The sequence below is a fragment of the Paenibacillus sp. TAF43_2 genome (genome assembly GCF_052113545.1).
Taxonomy (GTDB): domain Bacteria; phylum Bacillota; class Bacilli; order Paenibacillales; family Paenibacillaceae; genus Pristimantibacillus.
Window position 1 is genome coordinate 1 of sequence record NZ_JBFRDK010000011.1, and the last position, 18,903, is coordinate 18,903.

23 protein-coding genes are annotated in these 18,903 nt (G+C 41.7%); 4 read left to right on the forward strand and 19 right to left on the reverse strand.

Annotated elements, in window-relative coordinates:
* Positions 1 to 51 precede the first annotated feature (51 nt).
* From AB4Z17_RS04190 to AB4Z17_RS04215, 6 genes are all read right to left on the reverse strand, one after another.
* Complete coding sequence (locus AB4Z17_RS04190; protein ID WP_441958323.1) at positions 52 to 687, reverse strand: hypothetical protein; 636 nt, start codon at positions 685 to 687, stop codon at positions 52 to 54.
* 24 nt (positions 688 to 711) lie between these two features.
* The gene (locus AB4Z17_RS04195) at positions 712 to 1,239 is read right to left on the reverse strand and encodes a nucleoside-triphosphatase (RefSeq protein WP_441958325.1); all 528 of its coding nucleotides are present in this window, start codon (positions 1,237 to 1,239) and stop codon (positions 712 to 714) included.
* Position 1,240: 1 nt separating this feature from the next.
* Positions 1,241 to 1,657, reverse strand: coding sequence for a hypothetical protein (locus tag AB4Z17_RS04200; protein ID WP_441958327.1), 417 nt, complete (start codon positions 1,655 to 1,657; stop codon positions 1,241 to 1,243).
* Positions 1,658 to 1,915: 258 nt separating this feature from the next.
* Positions 1,916 to 2,971, reverse strand: a complete 1,056-nt coding sequence (locus AB4Z17_RS04205) for a phosphotransferase enzyme family protein (protein WP_441908537.1) — start codon at positions 2,969 to 2,971, stop codon at positions 1,916 to 1,918.
* A 289-nt stretch (positions 2,972 to 3,260) separates the two neighbouring features.
* Complete coding sequence (locus AB4Z17_RS04210) at positions 3,261 to 4,742, reverse strand: methyl-accepting chemotaxis protein (protein ID WP_441958328.1); 1,482 nt, start codon at positions 4,740 to 4,742, stop codon at positions 3,261 to 3,263.
* Positions 4,743 to 4,784: 42 nt separating this feature from the next.
* Positions 4,785 to 5,366, reverse strand: a complete 582-nt coding sequence (locus tag AB4Z17_RS04215) for a GNAT family N-acetyltransferase (RefSeq protein ID WP_441908539.1) — start codon at positions 5,364 to 5,366, stop codon at positions 4,785 to 4,787.
* Between the two features lie 418 nt (positions 5,367 to 5,784).
* On the opposite strand from AB4Z17_RS04215, the gene AB4Z17_RS04220 reads away from it, so the two are divergent.
* Complete coding sequence (locus AB4Z17_RS04220) at positions 5,785 to 6,141, forward strand: YtxH domain-containing protein (RefSeq protein ID WP_441958330.1); 357 nt, start codon at positions 5,785 to 5,787, stop codon at positions 6,139 to 6,141.
* Between the two features lie 4 nt (positions 6,142 to 6,145).
* Positions 6,146 to 6,292, forward strand: coding sequence for a hypothetical protein (locus tag AB4Z17_RS04225; RefSeq protein WP_441958332.1), 147 nt, complete (start codon positions 6,146 to 6,148; stop codon positions 6,290 to 6,292).
* An 82-nt stretch (positions 6,293 to 6,374) separates the two neighbouring features.
* On the opposite strand, the gene AB4Z17_RS04230 is transcribed toward AB4Z17_RS04225, so the two are convergent.
* From AB4Z17_RS04230 to AB4Z17_RS04240, 3 genes are read right to left on the reverse strand one after another with little or no spacing between them, the layout of a single operon-like run.
* Entirely contained in the window at positions 6,375 to 7,157 is a 783-nt protein-coding gene (locus tag AB4Z17_RS04230; protein ID WP_441958334.1) for a sigma-70 family RNA polymerase sigma factor, read from the reverse strand.
* Complete coding sequence (gene rsbW, locus AB4Z17_RS04235; protein ID WP_076269046.1) at positions 7,154 to 7,594, reverse strand: anti-sigma B factor RsbW; 441 nt, start codon at positions 7,592 to 7,594, stop codon at positions 7,154 to 7,156. Before rsbW (AB4Z17_RS04235) ends, AB4Z17_RS04230 begins: the two co-directional genes overlap by 4 nt.
* A 38-nt stretch (positions 7,595 to 7,632) precedes the next feature.
* Positions 7,633 to 8,064, reverse strand: a complete 432-nt coding sequence (locus tag AB4Z17_RS04240) for a DUF948 domain-containing protein (RefSeq protein WP_441958335.1) — start codon at positions 8,062 to 8,064, stop codon at positions 7,633 to 7,635.
* A gap of 162 nt (positions 8,065 to 8,226) precedes the next feature.
* On the opposite strand from AB4Z17_RS04240, the gene AB4Z17_RS04245 reads away from it, so the two are divergent.
* Positions 8,227 to 10,974, forward strand: a complete 2,748-nt coding sequence (locus AB4Z17_RS04245; protein WP_441958336.1) for a response regulator — start codon at positions 8,227 to 8,229, stop codon at positions 10,972 to 10,974.
* Positions 10,947 to 11,837, forward strand: a complete 891-nt coding sequence (locus AB4Z17_RS04250) for a CheR family methyltransferase (protein WP_441958338.1) — start codon at positions 10,947 to 10,949, stop codon at positions 11,835 to 11,837. Before AB4Z17_RS04245 ends, AB4Z17_RS04250 begins: the two co-directional genes overlap by 28 nt.
* Positions 11,838 to 11,903: 66 nt before the next feature.
* Here the strand turns inward: AB4Z17_RS04250 and AB4Z17_RS04255 are convergent, their stop codons facing one another.
* The 10 genes from AB4Z17_RS04255 to AB4Z17_RS04300 all read right to left on the reverse strand — a co-directional run bounded on the left by AB4Z17_RS04255 (position 11,904) and on the right by AB4Z17_RS04300 (position 18,882).
* Positions 11,904 to 12,149, reverse strand: a complete 246-nt coding sequence (locus AB4Z17_RS04255) for a hypothetical protein (RefSeq protein WP_441908545.1) — start codon at positions 12,147 to 12,149, stop codon at positions 11,904 to 11,906.
* A 12-nt stretch (positions 12,150 to 12,161) separates the two neighbouring features.
* Complete coding sequence (locus tag AB4Z17_RS04260) at positions 12,162 to 13,436, reverse strand: hypothetical protein (RefSeq protein ID WP_441958340.1); 1,275 nt, start codon at positions 13,434 to 13,436, stop codon at positions 12,162 to 12,164.
* A gap of 11 nt (positions 13,437 to 13,447) precedes the next feature.
* Positions 13,448 to 14,290, reverse strand: coding sequence for a hypothetical protein (locus AB4Z17_RS04265; protein WP_441958341.1), 843 nt, complete (start codon positions 14,288 to 14,290; stop codon positions 13,448 to 13,450).
* Positions 14,287 to 14,976 (reverse strand): ABC transporter ATP-binding protein, encoded by a 690-nt coding sequence (locus tag AB4Z17_RS04270; protein WP_441908548.1) that lies wholly within the window; start codon positions 14,974 to 14,976, stop codon positions 14,287 to 14,289. Before AB4Z17_RS04270 ends, AB4Z17_RS04265 begins: the two co-directional genes overlap by 4 nt.
* On the reverse strand, positions 14,969 to 15,370 hold the full coding sequence (locus AB4Z17_RS04275) for a GntR family transcriptional regulator (RefSeq protein WP_441908549.1): 402 nt from the start codon (positions 15,368 to 15,370) through the stop codon (positions 14,969 to 14,971). Before AB4Z17_RS04275 ends, AB4Z17_RS04270 begins: the two co-directional genes overlap by 8 nt.
* Positions 15,371 to 15,557: 187 nt before the next feature.
* Positions 15,558 to 15,995, reverse strand: coding sequence for an anti-sigma B factor RsbW (gene rsbW, locus AB4Z17_RS04280; protein WP_441908550.1), 438 nt, complete (start codon positions 15,993 to 15,995; stop codon positions 15,558 to 15,560).
* Positions 15,992 to 16,342, reverse strand: a complete 351-nt coding sequence (locus AB4Z17_RS04285) for an STAS domain-containing protein (protein ID WP_339204741.1) — start codon at positions 16,340 to 16,342, stop codon at positions 15,992 to 15,994. The genes rsbW (AB4Z17_RS04280) and AB4Z17_RS04285 overlap by 4 nt, the downstream gene beginning before the upstream one ends.
* A 59-nt stretch (positions 16,343 to 16,401) precedes the next feature.
* Entirely contained in the window at positions 16,402 to 17,016 is a 615-nt protein-coding gene (locus AB4Z17_RS04290) for a hypothetical protein (RefSeq protein WP_441958343.1), read from the reverse strand.
* 129 nt (positions 17,017 to 17,145) lie between these two features.
* Positions 17,146 to 18,282, reverse strand: a complete 1,137-nt coding sequence (locus AB4Z17_RS04295; protein WP_441958345.1) for a SpoIIE family protein phosphatase — start codon at positions 18,280 to 18,282, stop codon at positions 17,146 to 17,148.
* A 201-nt stretch (positions 18,283 to 18,483) separates the two neighbouring features.
* A complete protein-coding gene (locus AB4Z17_RS04300) occupies positions 18,484 to 18,882 on the reverse strand; it encodes a general stress protein (protein WP_441908553.1) in 399 nt (132 codons plus the stop codon).
* Positions 18,883 to 18,903 lie beyond the last annotated feature (21 nt).

Here is an 18,903-nt window from a genome sequence, read left to right on the forward strand (position 1 = left end):
GACTCAGACTACTCTACTTCGTTGCGTAGTGCCATAGATAATAGATGTATTTCAACATTCAACTTCCCTGTATGTAAAGTTCTTTGCAACTACAAAAGAAGGCTCTTCATGTTGACGCATAAGTAAAAGTTTCATTTTACCCTTATCATTATAATTAATAGGGGAACGATCAATCCCAGGATTTAAGGAGTGGGCTTGAAACACCTTTTTATAAATATTTACGATTTCTATCGGTCCTGAACAAAATGAAGCATATCTGTCCTTTTCCTGATAACCGTATGTGCCGTAACTAGGCATGTAATGACTTATCGTCTCCAACGCAAAAAAGCGTTGTAAATATTTTTGCAACTCGTGATAAATGGCTCCAGCTATTTCATCATTTTTAAAAGCTTCTTTTGGACCATAAATATTATATTCCGGTTTATTATACTTAAACAAATAAGGATGCTTATTTAAAAGATCAAGGTAGCCAAACGCCTTATCTAACCTTAGCCTTTGATCCAATACGGTTTCACAAATAATTTCCCATTGTTTCCCCTTTTCCACTCTTACTCCTGACTCATCTCTATAGATTGTAATCGTTAATATGATATTCTCGTCAACATACTCACTCTTATCAATACAGAAATAGCACTCATCTGTTTCTTTACGCATTTCTTCCAGCTTGTCGTGGATTTCATCAAACATTCTTTATATCTCCCCCTATACCACCTACAATAACCTAAAAAGATCGTTCGCCAATGCCTCTGTTGTTAATTCTCTATTTTCTTCATTCATAACGTACAGCTTGATGCCCGGTAGCTCCTTTATCTTGTCAATTTCGGGATGGCTATCCAAGCAAATCGTGCCTATAATGAGATGCTGCGAACTTGAAACCATGTTATAGACCATCTTCCGAAAAGGTACTGATAACATTTGCATGTAGCCAATTTCATCAATAACGGTAACATTCTTCGTCATCAAGGATTGTCTAATTGACGTTAGAGCTAAATTCTCAAAAGCTTCTATTTCAACGCCATATCTCCCTATTCTTATGGAACTTGTACTATCTACACTTGCTATTCTTTCGCTTTCTCCATCCAATGTTACGCAGTTAAATCCAATACGATCCGTGTCGCTCCGTATTTCTTCCGTATAAAATCCTCCAACATGCTCAGCGCCAATTCGGTTAATAAGCTGTACAATGGCAGTCGATTTGCCTACTCGCGGCTTCCCAGTCAACAAAAAACATGTTTCCATATCAGTCCCTCATTCGGCGGTGCAGCATATTTTCTGCTAGGGCATATAACAAACCCACAACCGCAAATATTATAATGGAGCTATTTCTATTCAACTCGTATCCCGAGACAAAATTATCATATAAATAATGAAACATATATACGCCCACCAATCCACCAAACAGGATATAGATTGAAGCCTTAATCATTAGTGATTTCACCAGCTTATGAACAACCAAAGAGATGGGCAGCAATGTAATCGGATAAAAAAGGAAGGCGTAAACAACCATCAGCAAAACGAACGTCAGCCCGATATTACGGAGACCATAATATTCGGTTGTCATAATTTTGCTCCCCTCGAATAATTCCAAGACCACCGCTGCCGCAACAAACAATATAATCATAAAAATCCAAAGAAAAAAATGTTTGACTATCTCCAATTAAACACCGCCTTGTTTGCTTAGATAAGTATTAAACGTTTATTTAATTTACAATGTTTCACAATTGCCTTATCTGTTTTATTATTTTGATGTTTCGCTCCATACATAAAAAAGCCCGCGCAGCGCACGGACTTCACAACGATCAGCCTTTGTGGGTCTAAAATCATATTTTTCACCTATCTTGCTCCGCGGGATGTACGAGTTTCCGGCTTTAACAACTCATTCTCGAGTTCAAGCAGCTGTTTCTTTAAGGAAGCTTCAATTTCCATTATCCTTCCTCCCTAAAATTGCTGTTCTATCGATTTCCACAGGTTCGATAACTTCGAATAAAAACCGTTTATCATTTAAATAATCTCTAATATACGCCTGAGCATACGGCTGTTCTGCAATTAAACTGGCTGTTTCTCTTGGATCAGAGGCATGATGGCAGTAATTCTCGATCATGAACATAACAAAAAAGCTTTCCAGATTGCGCACATAATCCGTTTCCAGCTTTCTTAAACTCTCGTAGCCTTGAATAAACAGCCAGCGATGCTTCGGATAAAGCTCTAATAGCGAGCCTGCCATATCGTACAGAAAATAACCAAAGCCGCATCTGCCAAAATCAATGGGATACGGCAGATCCTCGTTAAAAACGATGTTGCCGCTATGCAAATCCGCATGAATGAGTCCGTAGTTATCGCCGCTGCGTTCCATTGCAGCCAGTTCCGATATGATTTTCTCAGCCGCTGCTTGATACGATCTCCATGCCTCACCCGATAAAAAACTTCCATAATACTGTTCAAGCTTAGCCATTTGACGACTAAAGCTCTCTGCTCCCCAAACAGGACGAACAAAATCAGAAGGCGGGACAAAATTTGCAGCCGCTTTGTGAAGCCCTCCCATCATGACACCCATAAGATGAACCGTATGATCCGAAAACTCCCCGCTAGCGTGCTCCCCATCTACCCATCGCATCAGAGTAACATACGGACGACGATAGCCCGCTTCCGTATCGATCTGCAAAACATAAGCGCCGCTGCAGCTTGCCAGCGCTTCCGGCACATGCAAATCCTCCGATTTATTTAAGGCCTGAAGCAAAGCAAGCTCTGAACGAATTTCCTCTATACTGAGTCGATCCGAATGAATTCGAAGCAAATATTTTTCCGCTGTATCTGTCTCAATTTTATACGTGATTGTGTCCGACAGCTGAATAAATCGAATGCTCACCCATTCCAAGTCATACTCTTGCAGTGCCGATAACGCAACTTTCCTCGCTCGAGCTAGCAGTGATATCCTATTCTCATCTGTATCAAAACGAAAAAAATCAATCATATATTATCTCCTTCAACGGCTATAGCCACCATTTCATTGTTCTTGTCATTATAATGGCTATCATGCCGTGAACCTAAGTAATAAACATTTAGAAATCATTTAGTACGCAAAATTACTCCATATCTGCTCAACGATAACAGAGGTTTGTGATTCCATATTTGCGCGTTAATTATTCATGTATATTCATATAAAACTAACAAAAAAACGCCATTTCAGGAGCTGCCAACCCCATTCGCGGTAAGCCGACTCCTTCTATTGGCGTTTTCAATAAAACTTATAACAAATCAGCTTAATGCTTCGCCGCCATTTGCTTAAGCTCTGAAAGCAATTGATCAAGCTGAGCATATTCTTCTACCATCGTATGAATCTTCATATCCTGCGTCTCCATGCTGGCATGAACCTCTTCAACAGAAGCCATATTTTGTTCCGTCGTAGCTGCGATATTGAGCATTTCACTCGACATGCTCGCATAACGCTCATGCAGTTCATTGGCAGAGCTGCCAACTGAATCAGAATGCCTTTTTACAAGCTCCGTATTCTCGTTTATCTGATCAATAAGCTTCTCAACCTGCAAAGATACATCTCTGCTCGTCGTCACTGCTACTTGGCCGCTTTCTACTTGCGCGTGAACAGCACTGATTTGTGAACGAATTCCCGTCAAAATTTCCGATATTTCATTCGTCGCCGCTCTCGCATTATCTGCAAGCTTGCGCACCTCGCCTGATACGACAGCAAAACCTCTGCCGTGCTCGCCTGCGCGAGCTGCTTCAATCGCAGCATTAAGCGCAAGTAGATTCGTCTGCTCAGCAATCGTACTAATCGTTTCTACAATTGAGCTTACACGATCATTTTGCTCATTGAGTTCAATCATCATGTCCACGGTATGAGTAATGATAGAGCGAACACTTTCTACCTCTGACGATAACACCGCCATTTTCTCCCGATTGTTCTCCGTCAAATCTGCATTAACCGTAGAAAATTGCTTCAACTGCTCCGTACCTTCCAAAAGCGTTTTAACCGAAGTATCAATGACCTGCGAGGATTCACTAATGTTCATAATAGTCCCTGTCTGCTTCTCGATCGCAGCCGACATTTCGGAGAACGTTGCCGTTACCTCTTTCGATATTTCTCCAGTGGAACGAACCGTCAGCTGCTGGCTGCTGCTGAACTCCGTTAATACAATAATAGAAGAGTTTAGTTTAGCGAGCAGCGCCTCTGCCATATCCTTAGAAGCTAAAGCTTCCCGCTGCTTGTCTGTTACCTGCCGCTGCAATTTGCCGCTGAAGCCGGCTGAGAATGCGAGCGCAACCGTAGCAAATAAGAGATACAAAAATAAATAAACAAGCGATTCGTTTGGGAATAGCTTAGGCTGCAGCACAGGATCAAAAAACAAATATGTGCTTACTGCGGCTCCCAAAACACCTGTCAAAATAATCGGTCTATAGTCTGCGTAAAGAGTAATGATTGCGAGGTTTACATAAACTAAAAAGTACGTGCTCACAATAGGATTCGGATCCGATACGATTAATAAAGTAACGATAATGGTCAAAATAAAGGGTACAAAAAATTTAATAGATTGTGTAAAAATGCCACGGTATGTCATGAAAGTAGCTGCACCGCACAAAAATATACCGACTCCCGCAAGAAGAAGAACCATCTTTGCATCAAGCCCAATAGCAAGATCTGTAACGATCCCGAGAGCAAGCAAACTCCACAGGATTTTTATTAACAATCGATTCCGTTTGTCTAGTTCTGTTAATTCTTTTTTCATGACATTTCCGCCTTTTCTGAGTTAACTCATGTTTTCATACGTTTAAACGGTACGTCCAGTTCCTCCTGCACCGTTTGCAGCTAAAACCGCTTCTTGCGGATAAACGAGCCATTCATAACTATTTTTGTTGCGATACATCTTCTCCATATCGAACAATACGGGAATGACATCATCTCCCTTATAGAACACCTTCTCTCCTACTTTTTCTATTGGTACTTGGTATGAAATGCGAAGCGCCCTCATAAATTTCGGCTCAAGCAAAGAGACAAAATATTTCAGCTGCAGCTTCTCTGCTATGTAGACTGCCGACGAGAGCAAATCTGAGATATGCCTTCCTCTATACGATCGGAGCAGCGCAATTTTGTCAATTTCAGCTACAGCGTCGCCTGCTTCAACAATTTTCGGATGCGTTTGAAACGGACCTGCATCGTTAATGGAGCTTGAAGTCAAGCAATAGGGTTTAATTTCAGACGTCCCTACATAATGTCCTTCCTCTGTCACAATGACGAATCTCTCAAGAGCGTGTTTAGAAAATTCAAGTTCAAAACCTTTCTCCATCCAGACGGTTGTCCAAATGCCGTTAAACATAGCCAGTTCCAGCTCATTCTCCACTCGTTTAAACATGATTTCTCTCCTCTATCTCTCTATTTTTGTGAGTTTCTACATAGGTGAAATAGGCAGGCAATTTTTTTATCGGAATAATTAACTCAATAATTAACCAATTTAAGAGAATAAATATATTATTTTTAAGAAATTTTCTAAAGCTTCTTCCATTTTTTCAACCTACTGAATAGTAAAGTCCTCCTTCTTGATTTTTAAAAATAAATAATTCCATTCCATCGATTTGCTCCACCTTTTATATCACATAATTCCTAGCAATAAAGTGAGAAATCGAAACAAATGTAGCATCGTCTCCCTTAAATTGTCAATAGTTTCCTTATTGTTTTGTTTCAAAACGTTTGTTTTCGTTTATATATAACTAAGAAATTCAAACAACGTTGATCAACTTGATCGACAAATACAAATCGAGGAGAGATGACAAATGTCACGAGAAAACTCTAGTAACGGCGTATTGATTGGCGCAATCGTAGGAGGTGCTATCGGTGCTATTTCAGCTCTGCTGTTCGCACCAAAGACAGGTGCAAACCTGCGGGAGGATCTCTCCAACAAGTTCAAGACGATTAGCGAAAAGAYAAAGGAAATTGCCACTACGGTGGGAAATAATACAAAGGATTTAGCTGCTGCCGTCGGACAAAACACGAAGGATATAGCAACTAATATCAAAGAGGAAGCTGGCGACTTGGTAGATCACGCCAAAAAATCAAATCAGCATATTATGGATTCCATTTCCTCTGCTAAAGATGATGTCAAGGATGGACTTGCAACAACTGGGAGGTAATGAAATGAAAGACGAGGACGAGCTAGAATCAACTACAAATTCAATGGCACCTACAGAAGAAGAGATGATTAAGCTTGGCGAGGATATGGAGAACATGGAAACCAATGCACAAGTCATTGAAAGTGGCATGATTCCCGATCCGGTTCAATAACAATAAGGCTTATAACAAAAACCCCCTTTCCATCAAGATGGAAAGGGGGTTTTTAATATACTAAAAAATAATAATAGTGCTTTTACGTTCCAAATTCAGCGCTATGATCTGCGAGCAGTACCTTCAGCTTCTCAATCGCCCGCTTTTGTATGCGAGAAACGCTCATCTGCGATACGCCAAGCTGATCGGCTATATCACGCTGAGATTGACCATTGTGATAAGCAAGAATAAGTACCTTCTTCTCCTCCGCTTTCAGTTGATCCATCGCCTCCTCCAAGTCTAGACGATTATCAACATTCTGATAATCGTCCTTGTCTGAGCCAATTAGATCGCCTATAGTAGCAGCGCTTTCCCCTTCGCTTGATAATGGAGTATCAAGCGATACATAATGATAGGATTCGCGGCAAGAGAGTATCTCTATCGTTTCTTCCACCGAAAGCCCCAAATGAACCGCAATTTCTTCCATTTTGGGCGAGTGGCCTAGCTCAACGGTTAAGTGATCGATGGCTTGCTGAATCAGCAAGCCTTTTTCCTTAATCCGTCTCGGCACCTGGATATACCAAGACTTGTCTCGCAAATAGTTTTTCAAATGCCCGATAATGCTCTTCATTGCATATCCCTCAAACGGGATTTCACGCGAGCTGTCATACTGCCTAAATAATCGCAGCATAGACAACTGACCGACTTGGTATAAATCCTCATAGAGATCTGGTCTGCTGCGCGACATTTTTGCAGCGGCCATCTTCACAATGGGCTCAAAATGCTGCAGCAATACGGTTGCAACTTCATTACAATTCGATTGCTGATACAATTTTATTTTTTCAATCATATGTTCTGGATCCAGGAAGGATGAATTTGCGTTCATGCCATCTCCTCTTTCCTACCAAATAGCTTGGTCAAAATTACCTCGGTGCCTCTCTCAGAAAACACTTCCACTTTATCCATCAATGCATGCATCATAAACAGCCCAAGTCCGCCAGCCGTTACTTCACTTAGTTCTTTATTATGCAGAGACTCGGTTTTGCTTGCGGATGGCTCATATTTAAAGCTCGTACCCTCGTCCTTGATGCGAATAGAAAGCCCTTCTTCCTCAAGCTCAAAACTAATATCAACTACACCAGGCTGGCTATTGCTGTATGCATGGAGTACAACGTTCGTACAAGCCTCGGTTACAGCAACCTTCATATCTTCAATTTCCTCATAAGAGAAACCTGCTTTGTTCGCAACGCCAAATAATGTAAGTCTAACAATATCAATGAATTCTGCTCTCGCCGGAATCGATAAACGAATGAATGAGTTCATAGTCGCTTCTGTCCTCTCTTCTATGTTCCTATTATAGCTTATATTTTCTTAACTTTATTCCATATCCTTATTGTGGAAATCGCACCATCATATATCGTACTTATTAAGCTAGGTTCTGACGCTGGGTTCTTCTTCCCTTCACCTTTTATGGAAGCAACTACGCTTGCTGCCGATTCCTTAGCCGCTCCGGTAAATGAGTGCAGGGCGTGACCAAGATCATTGACGGATGCGAACAACACATCGAGCGAGCTTAGCTTCGTTCGTACATCAAGTGTCATTGCATTCGTATTATGAACGGCCTCCTTCACCTCAACGCTAATTTGAGTCACTTCAGTTCGCAGCGAGCCAACGGTTTGCCTCATTTCATCAAGTGCACCTCGCAATACTTTCAACGTTTGAATTAGTGAATACAAGAGAACAAGAAAAGCAATCGCTATAACCGCAATACTGATTTGCATAAGTAGATCCATCGGTCATCACTTCCTTTTTTTCATTACATACCCGCTATTTCATTCTTTGAAACAAAAAGCGGTTTTTCTCATATAAGAGGCAGGAATATTCTATGCACTCTTTCATGCTATAATAAAGAGAGACTGTTACTAGAATTCTTTCATATAAAGGAGTTTATTCTATTGGGTAATTTACGTTTCAAAATCCGCTCAAAGATTTTACTCGGCTATTTTTTGATCATAATCTGCTTAGGCGTTTCTATCCTTGTCGTCAGCGAGAGAATATCATCCTTGCAAACAGAAATTAAGTCAATTACAAGCCGAGACATCGAAGTGCATAATTTGATTACCAGTATTCGCTATAATGTCGTAAGCATGGAGACTAGCCAGCGCGGTTATGTGATTACGGGCAATGACCTATATTTAGAGCCCTATATTCGTGGAAAAAGCGAATGGGAAGCCAACTATAACGCACTGTACCAGTATTTGTCCGACAATCCAACTACACTCAAAACGATGGAAGAAATAAAACTGACCATACAGAATTGGATCGAAATTGCCGGTGAGCCTACTCTAACCATGCGCAAAAATAACGATACGCAAGGCATAATTGATTTCTTTAATGACGACATTGGAAAAGACCATATTGATTCTCTTCGGATACAGTTAGAAACCTTGCGACAAAATGAGATCGCTTCAACGAAAGAGCATATTGCTGAATTGGAAAATCGAAATGACATCCTCATTATTAGCTTGTATCTCATGCTGCTTATCGTGTCAGTTATTGCTTTCATTATCGTTTCATTTGTTTCCGGCGCAATCGTCAAAACGATCCAACAGGTTGTGAAGACGATAAACGATATCGCATCCTCCGGAGGGGATTTATCCACTCGTATAAAAGTAAATACACGAGATGAAATTAAAGATCTAGCTGAAGCTACCAACAGTTTGCTTGATAATATAAACGACCAAGATTGGATCAAAACGAAAGTTGCCGAGGTGGCAACGATGAATCAAGGCATTAATGATACCTCAACGCTAGCCGATTCGTTTCTCACAAAACTTGCTCCAATTCTAGGTGCTGCCTATGGCTTATTTTATCTCCGCCAAGGTACAGGCGAGCAGCAGAGACTTGTGAAAATGGCTTCCTATGCAGCCCATGGCGATCAGTCAGGACTAGAAAGCTTCCGATTGGGCGAAGGCCTTGTCGGTCAAGCAGCGCTTGAAAAACGTACGTTTTTGTTGAACACGGCTCCAGAGCATCCTATTAGCTTAACCTCAGGTCTTGGAACGCTTCAGCCCAAGAGCATCCTGATCGTGCCTTTCGAGTATGAAGGCAAAGTAGTAGCTGTCGTTGAATTTGCTTCCGTCGATTCGTTTACTTCCCGGCACTTAAAGCTGCTTGAGCAAATCGATACTCATTTTGGCGTTGCGATTAACAGCGTTGTTGGCCGAATGGAAATCGAGAGGCTGCTTAGCGAATCGCAAGTAATGACGGAAGAGCTTCAAACGCAAACCGAGGAACTGCAGACACAGTCTGAAGAACTTCAGATGCAGCAAGAGGAAATGCGCATGACTACCGAGCATCTAGAGGAACAGAATCTATTTGCCGAACAGAAAACAAAGGAATTGGAAAAAGCAAAAGAAGAGCTTGAGGCCTATTCGGAGCAGCTTAGACAAAGCTCGCAGTACAAATCCAATTTCTTGGCTAATATGTCGCATGAGCTTCGTACTCCATTAAACAGCATCTTAATTCTCTCTCAGCTCCTTGCGGAAAATGAGAACCATACGCTTAATTCGGATGAAGAAGGGTATGCAAAAGTCATTAATACATCCGGTAAAGATCTATTAACGCTAATAGATGACATTCTTGATTTGTCTAAAGTCGAGGCCGGAAAGCTCATTTTGACAATGGATGAGGTAAACGTAAGTGAAATTCCTGAACATATGAAGCTGCTATTCCAACCTGTCGCTGAGCAGAAAGAAATAGCTTTCCATATTAACGTCAATGCTAATGTCCCTCAATTGCTTTATACGGATGGTCAGCGGCTGCAGCAAATTTTGAAAAATCTATTATCCAACGCTTTTAAATTTACGGAAAAAGGATCAGTTACTCTGGGCATCCAAAAGGCTGGCTCGCATGAAGTACAAAAACTTGTACCCGCACATATAAATAAAGACGTTTTGGCCATATCTGTAACCGACACCGGAATAGGCATTCCACTGGATAAACAGCAGCTTATATTTGAAGCGTTCCAGCAGGTCGATGGCGAAACAAATCGTCAATATGGCGGAACAGGATTAGGCTTATCCATTTGCAATGAATTTACTAAGCTTTTAGGCGGCAATATCGTCCTTAACAGCTCGCCAGGAAAAGGAAGCACTTTTACGCTTTACGTGCCAAGCCTGCCTGATATGGAGAAAGAACAGCTTGTATCCCTTGATCAAGAGGTTGCAGCAGCTTCAGAAACTGTGGTCATCGATGCTGCGCCTGATATTGCCGATCATAACATTTCTGATTTATCGGAAGATGAATGCACTCTATTTAAAGGGAAAAAGGTACTGCTCGTCGAGGATGATTCCCGTAATGTGTTCGCACTCGTCAAAGCGCTCGAGAACAAAGCCTTTAACGTAACCGTGGCAAGCAATGGTAGACAATGTTTGGATATTATAAAAGAACAATCCAACTTCGATATTGTGCTCATGGACATTATGATGCCAATTATGGATGGATTTGAAACGATGCAAATCATACGTCAGGATACTGAAATGAAGGATACGCCAATTATTGCACTTACGGCGAAAGCGATGAAAAGCGATCGCGACAAATGTTTGGAAGCCGGTGCTTCCGATTATATTAGCAAACCTCTAAATATGGACCAGCTTTTCTCGCTGATGCGGGTATGGTTGACGAAGCAGGTGGGCAATTGACCAGTCAAGGAAATGAAGAAGCTGCAGATTATAATGAATTAACGCTCGATGATCTGGAACGAATCGAAATCGATTTGTTATTGGATGGCATTTACCGCGTCTATGGTTATGACTTCCGCAATTACTTGCGTTCATCGCTTCGAAGACGCATTACGCATCGAATGAATCTTGAAGGCTTGCCCACGATCACCTCTCTCCTTGAGAAGGTGCTCCATGAGCCTGGATTTATTCATATATTGCTTAATGATTTCTCCATACGAGTAACGGAAATGTTCCGTGATCCAAATTTCTTTGCTTCGTTCCGCAAGGATGTTATTCCTTTTCTTAGGAACCTTCCTGAAATTCGCATTTGGCATGCGGGCTGTGCGACTGGAGAAGAGGTTTATTCGATGGCTATCCTGCTCCAAGAGGAGGGCTTGCTGGATAAAGCGAAGATTTATGCAACAGATATGAATGAGCATGTTATCGAGAGTGCAAAACAAGGGAAGTTCCCGCTCAAACGAATGCAAGGATTCACCAAAAATTACTTGCAAGCTGGCGGTACAAAAGAATTTTCCTCTTATTATACGACTGATTATGAGCATGCTTTATTCCATCCTTATATCAAAGAAAATATGATGTTTGCCCAGCATAACTTGGCAACGGATCGTTCTTTCAATGAGTTTCATGTTATTTTGTGCCGGAACGTTCTCATTTATTTTGACCCGGATCTGCAAAGCCGTGTTCATACTTTGTTTTTTGAAAGCCTCGCTCTACAAGGCTTCTTGGCACTAGGCAATATGGAATCACTAATCTCGGTTCATAAAATCAAATACGAGGATTTTAATCAGTCAGAACGAATTTTTCGCAAAATAAGTAATTAGCTAAAGCTGCTTCAGCTCACGAAACAAATAAGAGCCAAAATCCTTTCCTAAGGATTTTGGCTCTTTTCATTTTATTACCGAACCTGCTGCTTTAATCGAGGCGCTAATCGTTAGTTTTTTCGCTAGGCATTGCAGCTCCTCCGCCGTTCCCTCGAATGGCTTGAGAGCAAGGCATAATTGCAATAAAGCAGCTTTTGCTGCCTCTTCAGCGAGATATGCATCTTGCAAAATAAAGTGAGCAACCTGATAGGCGTATGGCTCAACTCCTTTTAATTGCTGGAGCTTGCAAGCTGTTAGAATGGCTCTGCTCATAACATTTCCTCATCAATTTATTTTTCCGACGATTTCCATATTGTTTAAATGTAAATTCTCCTTTAATTCTTCTGGTGTTTGCTTGTCATTGCCGATTTCAACAACACGGCCAGTATAGAGCAATTTCCCTGTTGCAAGATCGAGCACAGATGCTCCGGCAACATCTGCATGTTGAGTCATAACGTATACACGATTTGATTTAATCAACGGGAATTTGATCTCGTCTACGTTCAACTGGTCTGCGGATAATTTGGCATAAGCTTGCTCGAATTTATTTGTTGATAAATGATACCGCGATAAGGTGATGTGTTCAGGTCCACCTTTTGCTACATAATACACATCGCCTTGCAGGCTCGTCCACGCTTCCTTAATRTCTAAATTAGTCAGTTCAGTCATTAAGCCCATACGGTAGGAATAGGCAAAATATTTCTCGCTTAGCGTTTCTGGCACCTTGTTCGCTTCTCGATCTTGTTGGCTAATTTTCTCTTCCATCACAATAAAGAGTATTCTCTCGGAAGGAGTGCTGTATTGGGTGCTTGAATCCCCCAAATGTCCAATTTCGATTTGAACGTCTTTTTTATTACTTGTGGACTTGATGCCCAGTGACTCGATATTCGTGTTGCGCAGCAGCTTCCCGCTTTTCATATCGATGACAAATATCTCGTACCTGCTGCTCTCGTTGTCGTAATCATATGTACTGACGAGCAGATGAATCTCTTCATCTACCTTTTGAACATCTACTAAATTCATATAATTATTGCTGAAATTGTTCACTCTTGTCGTTTTCACAGCTTTCGGCAGCTCATAAGTCACTTTAAGCTTCGATACTTTGTCTGTTGATTCTTCAAGCAGCTCCAGCTGAAATACCGCAATTGCGGCTTCTGAGCCCTTTTTTTCTGCTTTAACTTCTGCATAGACAACCCATTCCTCGTCTCTGTAAAAGCCTTGTGCATTAAGCTTGCCCCGCATAAATGACTTATGATCTTTTATCATTTGCTTAATGTCAGGCTGCTTATAGAACCATGAGTCTCCGCTAAGCACATTTTTACGCATATTTTCGTTCGACCTGTAATATTCGCTTCCTTTGAAATTAATATTTAGAGCTTCGGAGCGTCTCTCTAAATATTGAGAGCCTGATAATTCGATAACAGCGCCTTCCTTGGCATCGCCTTGTATCGTTTCCAGCTTATAATCAGGCAAGAAATCTAATCTGCCATATGAATAATAAGTGGCTATTCCGCTTACAACGAGCACAACCATTAAGATCGATAACCAATAACGTCTCATGAACATTCTCCTTACACCGTAATCTTTTTGGCCATCAGCCGCATGCCGAGCCACACCGAAATGCCGAGCACAAGAATGCACAGGGTTAGCCCAAGCGCAAATATTTCATAGGGATACAAATAACTATAGTACTGATCCATATACAAAAATAAAAATGGAGTTGCCACAACGAACACACAACCGGCCAAATAAAGCACGCCATACAAAATGCCTAAACGGCGATAGCTTCGCTCCAGCAAAATAGCAGTAAACACAGCGACTACGACGATGGCTCCAAAGCCGTATAAATAAACAAACTGTTCAAACTGCTGCGGAATAAGCCATACAAGTGCTTGATTGCTGATGATTGCTTCAAYGATATGGGAGTCTATTCGCTGATCAGCCGGAACGATGAGGTTGAATACGATATGCTGAACCTTGAGCAATAGTAATTGAAACGAAATAAACGCAAGAACGAACAGGAGAAATGCCGATATTTTGGCTAAATAAAGATTCCTTCTAGCCGTTGGCAGCATAAGCAATCGATATACAAAGGTAGAGCGGCCAAACCAATCACGGTACCAGATAACAAAAACATACAAGGCAAGTACACCCATACAAAGGAACATCGGCAAAATATAACCCATCTGCGAGCTGAAAATGGCCCATTCAAACGATAAATATTGAGGAGAAAAACCACCCAGGAGACTCTTGTCTACAGTCTCTAACAACAGCTTTTCTCGAAATGACAATTCTTTGGTCGTCGCCCAAATGAGCGAAGCAAATTGGGTAATCGCAACAATTGCCATTAGAATAGCGAGCACCCAGCGAAAACGATGTACTTCCATATGAACAAGCTTCAAATAACGGTTCATCCTCGGTACACCTCTCTCATCACATCAATGACTGATTTCCCTTGCTCGCTGCGCATTTCTTCGCAGTAAAACGATTTGTTTATTTTACCGTTCTGCAATAAAATAGCTTTATCAATGAGCTGCTCCATCTCTCCGATTTCATGCGTTGTGAGCAAAACGCCACGCCCCTCAATCAATTCACTCGTAAACACTTCCACTATCGTTTCTCTGCTGAACAAGTCAATGCCGGAGAACGGTTCGTCCATTAAGATATAATCAGCATCTTGTCCTAACCCCAGCATGAGATTGAATTTAGCGGCAGTTCCTTTCGACAGGTTCCCGATTTTATCCGAATACTCCAGCTTAAAAAACTGCATGAGCTCACTTGCGCGTTTTGGATTCCAGCTTTCATAAAAGTCAGCCATAAACCTGATCGCTTCGGATATTTTCATGCTGGTTGGCATCGTCAAATGATCGGGCACGAACGCTATTTTCTCATACAAGCTTGGACTTAAAAGTTGTTCATCAATAAGGATCGAACCTGCCGATATAGGAGTCAGTCCCATGATTGCCTTCAGAATCGTTGACTTACCGGCTCCATTCACGCCGATAAGGCAAGCGATTTCTCCTTTTTGCACGGTAAAAGAAACGCCGCTCAGAACATCGCGGCGTCGATACCGCTTATGTATATCTTTTACCTCAATCATGCTCCGGCTCACCTTCCTCATATTTGTTTTTAACCAGCTGCAGCAGCTCTTCGATAGGTACATCAATTTTGCGCACCGACGCCACAAAAGCACCTACCGCCTCGCCAATAAGCTCCGATCTTATATGATTCAGCAGTTCTTTATCATTCGTAATTCGGCTAGGTGAGTTTCCTTCCGTAATAATCAATTGCTGCTCCTCCATTTCCTTATACGCTTTCTGTACCGTATTGGGATTAATTTTCATAAGCGTGCCCAGCTCCCTTCTGGAGGGAGTTTCCTGGCCAGCGGCAAGCTTGCCAGTTGCGATTCGTTCTTTAAAATGACGGACCACCTGCAAATAAACAGGGTCCCGATTATTGAACGCAACTTCCGTCCAGCCTTCAATCGTGTTCATAGTCATACCTCACATTCATCGCAAATGTGTATTACGCGCGTAATACACTTCATAAGCGTATTATGCATGTAATACACTTGGAAGTCAATGGGAAATTATCCAGAAACTCTAGATCAGAATCAAAAAAAAGCGGTGCAGGAATAATTCCTGCACCGCTTTTTTTGATGTTTTTGTAACCTTAATCTCACTAATCCTCTGCTGCTGCATCCAAATATTTCGTTAGGACAACTTCTGTTCCATTCTCCAACGGATGAACCTCTACCTCGTCCATCAGCGCCTGCATTAAATAAATGCCTAGACCGCCAACACGAAGCCCGCTAACATCCGCATCTGGGAGTGGAGCAGCTTTATTAAGTGCATCCGATAAAGGAAAGGTTGATCCACTGTTCTTTACTTTGATCGTTAATCCGGTTTCAGTTGGTTCAAAGGAAACGTCGATAACCTCTTGCTCGGAGCTCTGAACGCCATGAATAACTGCATTATTGCAGGCTTCAGAAACAGCTACCTTCATATCTTCCATTTCTTCATATGCATAACTCATCTTTGAGGCAATTCCGAATAGACAGATTCTGACCAGATCGATATAGTCCGCATGGGCCGGTATTTGTAAACGAATGGCATTCATGCTTGGGCCTCTGTCCCTTCTATTAAATATCTTGAAATGCCTGTGATGTCAAACAGACGCTTAACCGCGGAAGGAATATCCCGCACGAAAAACGGCGCTTTTAGCTCATCACGAAGTTTTAGCACCGAAACGATAATGCCGATTCCGGTACTGTCGATATATTTTAAATGTTTAAGATTTAGAATCAATGCTTTATCTTCGCGGTTCATAACCGGTTCCAGAGCTGCCCGCAGCTGCGGCACTACAGATAAGTCCAACTCTCCGCTTACATGAAGAATAATTTGATTTTGTGTCTCTTCTTGCTTGACTTGAAATTGCTCAGCTTTCATTCCATTCACTCCGCTCACGTTTGTTTAATAAATAGTATCAAGATCCTTCTCCTTGTACAAGCAGTACAAGTGATTTATTACATAGAGAAGCTGTGGAAGTAATGAATGGACGTCAGCTTCTGCGTATCCGCATCAATAAAAAGCTTTAATAGGGCTTCATCTCGCTCGAATACGATACCGTCCTCCGTCACATAATCTGGCTCTCCTAACGCATTCTTTACAGCATCTACAGTCGCTGCAACTTCACTTCCATCAATCAACAGCGTTTTGGTATTCTCCGCCATTTCAACAGATTGTATGAACTCACCGCTAAAGATGACATTCATATTCGGGTAATGATAGGTGATCAGATCAGCTAAATCCGGGTCTGCCGTTTTGCTTTTTGGTTTGCCCAGTTTCTGAATCACAAGGCTTGGATCATCATAAAGCGTGATGCCGTTAACCATTTGAAGCGTAAATTCTGGTTTTTTTGCCTTCACAACCGGTGTTGATTCTGCTGCATAGGTAACTTCCGTTACAGTAGAGGGAGATGCAGAAGCGATTACAATGTCATGAGTTGCTTCCTCAGCCTTTATCGCCTTCACTGGGCTTGAAGCAGTCACTGGCGAATACGTCGCGGCGACCTGCCCAATATCTCCCGTGTATGCGAATATACCTCCGATTAAACAACCAATAAGAATAAACGTCCTCATAATTATCTCCCTCCTATGCGGGATTGTCGAGCTTCCTTTTGCTTATACTTACATATAAACCGTTCGGATTGCTTTGAAACAGGTTAAACATTTATTTTTAAAATATAATGATATCTCCAAGCCGGAGAGTTATTTGGTTTCAATCATGACTAAGCATATATCGTCCTTCTGGCTTACACTCGCATGCTCCGATAAAAACTCGCTGACCATTTCCGCATGCTCACTCGCATCTTCTATTATTAGCTGTTCAACAAGCATATTAAGCTTATCCTCTTCGTTATCGCCAAGAGATTCACTTAATCCATCCGTATAAAGAACGATCTTCATATGATCCTCGTAAGAGATGCTGCCCTTTTGGATGTCTATATTTTCAAACAGCCCAATCGCACAGCAGCCTGCAGTCAACAAGGTTGTCTCATCGCCAATTAGTACTTTTCCCGGAGGATGTCCGGCATTTACATATTCAATGACCCGCTTATTCGTATCCAGCACTAAATAAATGGCGGTAAAATAATAATTAAGCAGTTCTTCCTTCTTATACAGCTGGTTCATATACCGATTCAGCTCGCGCATAACAAGACTTGGATCGGTAATATGCGTAATTGTATCCTTAAGAACCGAGGAGATGTACATGCAGACCAGTGAAGAAGAAATGCCATGTCCCATCATATCCAGCAAAATAACGCCATAACGATTCTCATCAATCGGGTACCATGCGTAGAAATCGCCCGCAAGCTCCGAAGAAGGCTGATATACAGCGCTTATCGCCACATGATCATCATTGATAGGCTGGCTTAATACATTTCTTTGTACCTTTTTGGCTAACTCCAGCTTTGCTTTAATCTGCCTGTCTCTTTCTTTGTGCCAATCAATTTCTCGCTTGAGCCTTAAAGCAGATCGAATTCTAGCCAGCAGCTCCATCTTGTTGATCGGCTTCATCACGTAATCACTGGCGCCGGCATCAAGCGCTTCCGCCATCTTGCTGGAATCGCCAAGCGCAGTAACGAAAATAATCGGTACATCCTTATAGCGCTCCACCTGTAAAATTCGTTTGCAAGCTTCCAAGCCATCAATCTCCGGCATCATCATATCCATCAAAATCAAATCTACGTTTGATTCAGTCGATAGCGTACAATCAATGTCCAGCATCGTATAAAGCTCCTTTGCCGAGGACGCGATTTTCAAATTTTTATAACCTTCTTTATTTAAAATAGCTTTAATAATAATCTGGTTAGTAGCATTATCATCTACAATTATAATACTCATATGCAGGCTCCTTTAGCTCCAATAACTACTACTTATATTCTGAGCGTAAGCGGTAGTAGAGTCAAATTTTTATAAGTAAAATTACCAAGCAGCACAATAGCTTATAAGCTTACTTATAAAATTGAAACTTAGCTTTTTAATAAAGGGCCTACCCTCGCGGATAGGCCCTGATTAGATTCTCGGTAGTTGTGGAGCCTGTTGTTAGCCCATGTATTGTGGGTAGTAGTATACGGCAGGATCAAACTCATCACCCGTATATTCTTTACCGCCCCATGCGATGACTAAGATTTTATCCTGATCCATCTCACGCTCAAGACGCTGTGACTCTTGCTCCGAAATACCCAGTGATCTCATCTTCGCCCGCAGCTCATCTCCGTTCGAGCGGAAAATGTTTGCGATAGCCGTTCCCAGGCCTTCCTCGGCAATGCCGATTTTCTCAGCATCCGTATTGTCAGCAATACGGTTTGTCCGGTCCTTATCATGCGTCAGTACAAAAATTTTGTCCTTCGCATAACCTTCCGTTTGAAATTTATAAACCTGCTCTTGCACCTCGACAGCGTTGTTTACCGTGTGTACCTTCGTATTGGATAGTTGATTCATAATAAATTCCTCCTCAGTATT

Bases quoted from the DNA above. Each gene is read 5' to 3' on its own strand.
- AB4Z17_RS04230 (WP_441958334.1), bottom strand. From the start codon at position 7,157: ATGAACGCAAATTCATCCTTCCTGGATCCAGAACATATGATTGAAAAA.
- AB4Z17_RS04215 (WP_441908539.1), bottom strand. From the start codon at position 5,366: ATGTTTAAACGAGTGGAGAATGAGCTGGAACTGGCTATGTTTAACGGC.
- AB4Z17_RS04270 (WP_441908548.1), bottom strand. From the start codon at position 14,976: ATGATTGAGGTAAAAGATATACATAAGCGGTATCGACGCCGCGATGTT.
- AB4Z17_RS04190 (WP_441958323.1), bottom strand. From the start codon at position 687: ATGTTTGATGAAATCCACGACAAGCTGGAAGAAATGCGTAAAGAAACA.
- AB4Z17_RS04250 (WP_441958338.1), top strand. From the start codon at position 10,947: ATGGTTGACGAAGCAGGTGGGCAATTGACCAGTCAAGGAAATGAAGAA.
- AB4Z17_RS04210 (WP_441958328.1), bottom strand. From the start codon at position 4,742: ATGAAAAAAGAATTAACAGAACTAGACAAACGGAATCGATTGTTAATA.
- AB4Z17_RS04295 (WP_441958345.1), bottom strand. From the start codon at position 18,282: ATGAGTATTATAATTGTAGATGATAATGCTACTAACCAGATTATTATT.
- AB4Z17_RS04275 (WP_441908549.1), bottom strand. From the start codon at position 15,370: ATGAACACGATTGAAGGCTGGACGGAAGTTGCGTTCAATAATCGGGAC.
- AB4Z17_RS04255 (WP_441908545.1), bottom strand. From the start codon at position 12,149: ATGAGCAGAGCCATTCTAACAGCTTGCAAGCTCCAGCAATTAAAAGGA.
- AB4Z17_RS04225 (WP_441958332.1), top strand. From the start codon at position 6,146: ATGAAAGACGAGGACGAGCTAGAATCAACTACAAATTCAATGGCACCT.
- rsbW (WP_076269046.1), bottom strand. From the start codon at position 7,594: ATGAACTCATTCATTCGTTTATCGATTCCGGCGAGAGCAGAATTCATT.
- AB4Z17_RS04205 (WP_441908537.1), bottom strand. From the start codon at position 2,971: ATGATTGATTTTTTTCGTTTTGATACAGATGAGAATAGGATATCACTG.
- AB4Z17_RS04195 (WP_441958325.1), bottom strand. From the start codon at position 1,239: ATGGAAACATGTTTTTTGTTGACTGGGAAGCCGCGAGTAGGCAAATCG.
- AB4Z17_RS04300 (WP_441908553.1), bottom strand. From the start codon at position 18,882: ATGAATCAACTATCCAATACGAAGGTACACACGGTAAACAACGCTGTC.
- AB4Z17_RS04290 (WP_441958343.1), bottom strand. From the start codon at position 17,016: ATGAGGACGTTTATTCTTATTGGTTGTTTAATCGGAGGTATATTCGCA.
- rsbW (WP_441908550.1), bottom strand. From the start codon at position 15,995: ATGAATGCCATTCGTTTACAAATACCGGCCCATGCGGACTATATCGAT.
- AB4Z17_RS04240 (WP_441958335.1), bottom strand. From the start codon at position 8,064: ATGGATCTACTTATGCAAATCAGTATTGCGGTTATAGCGATTGCTTTT.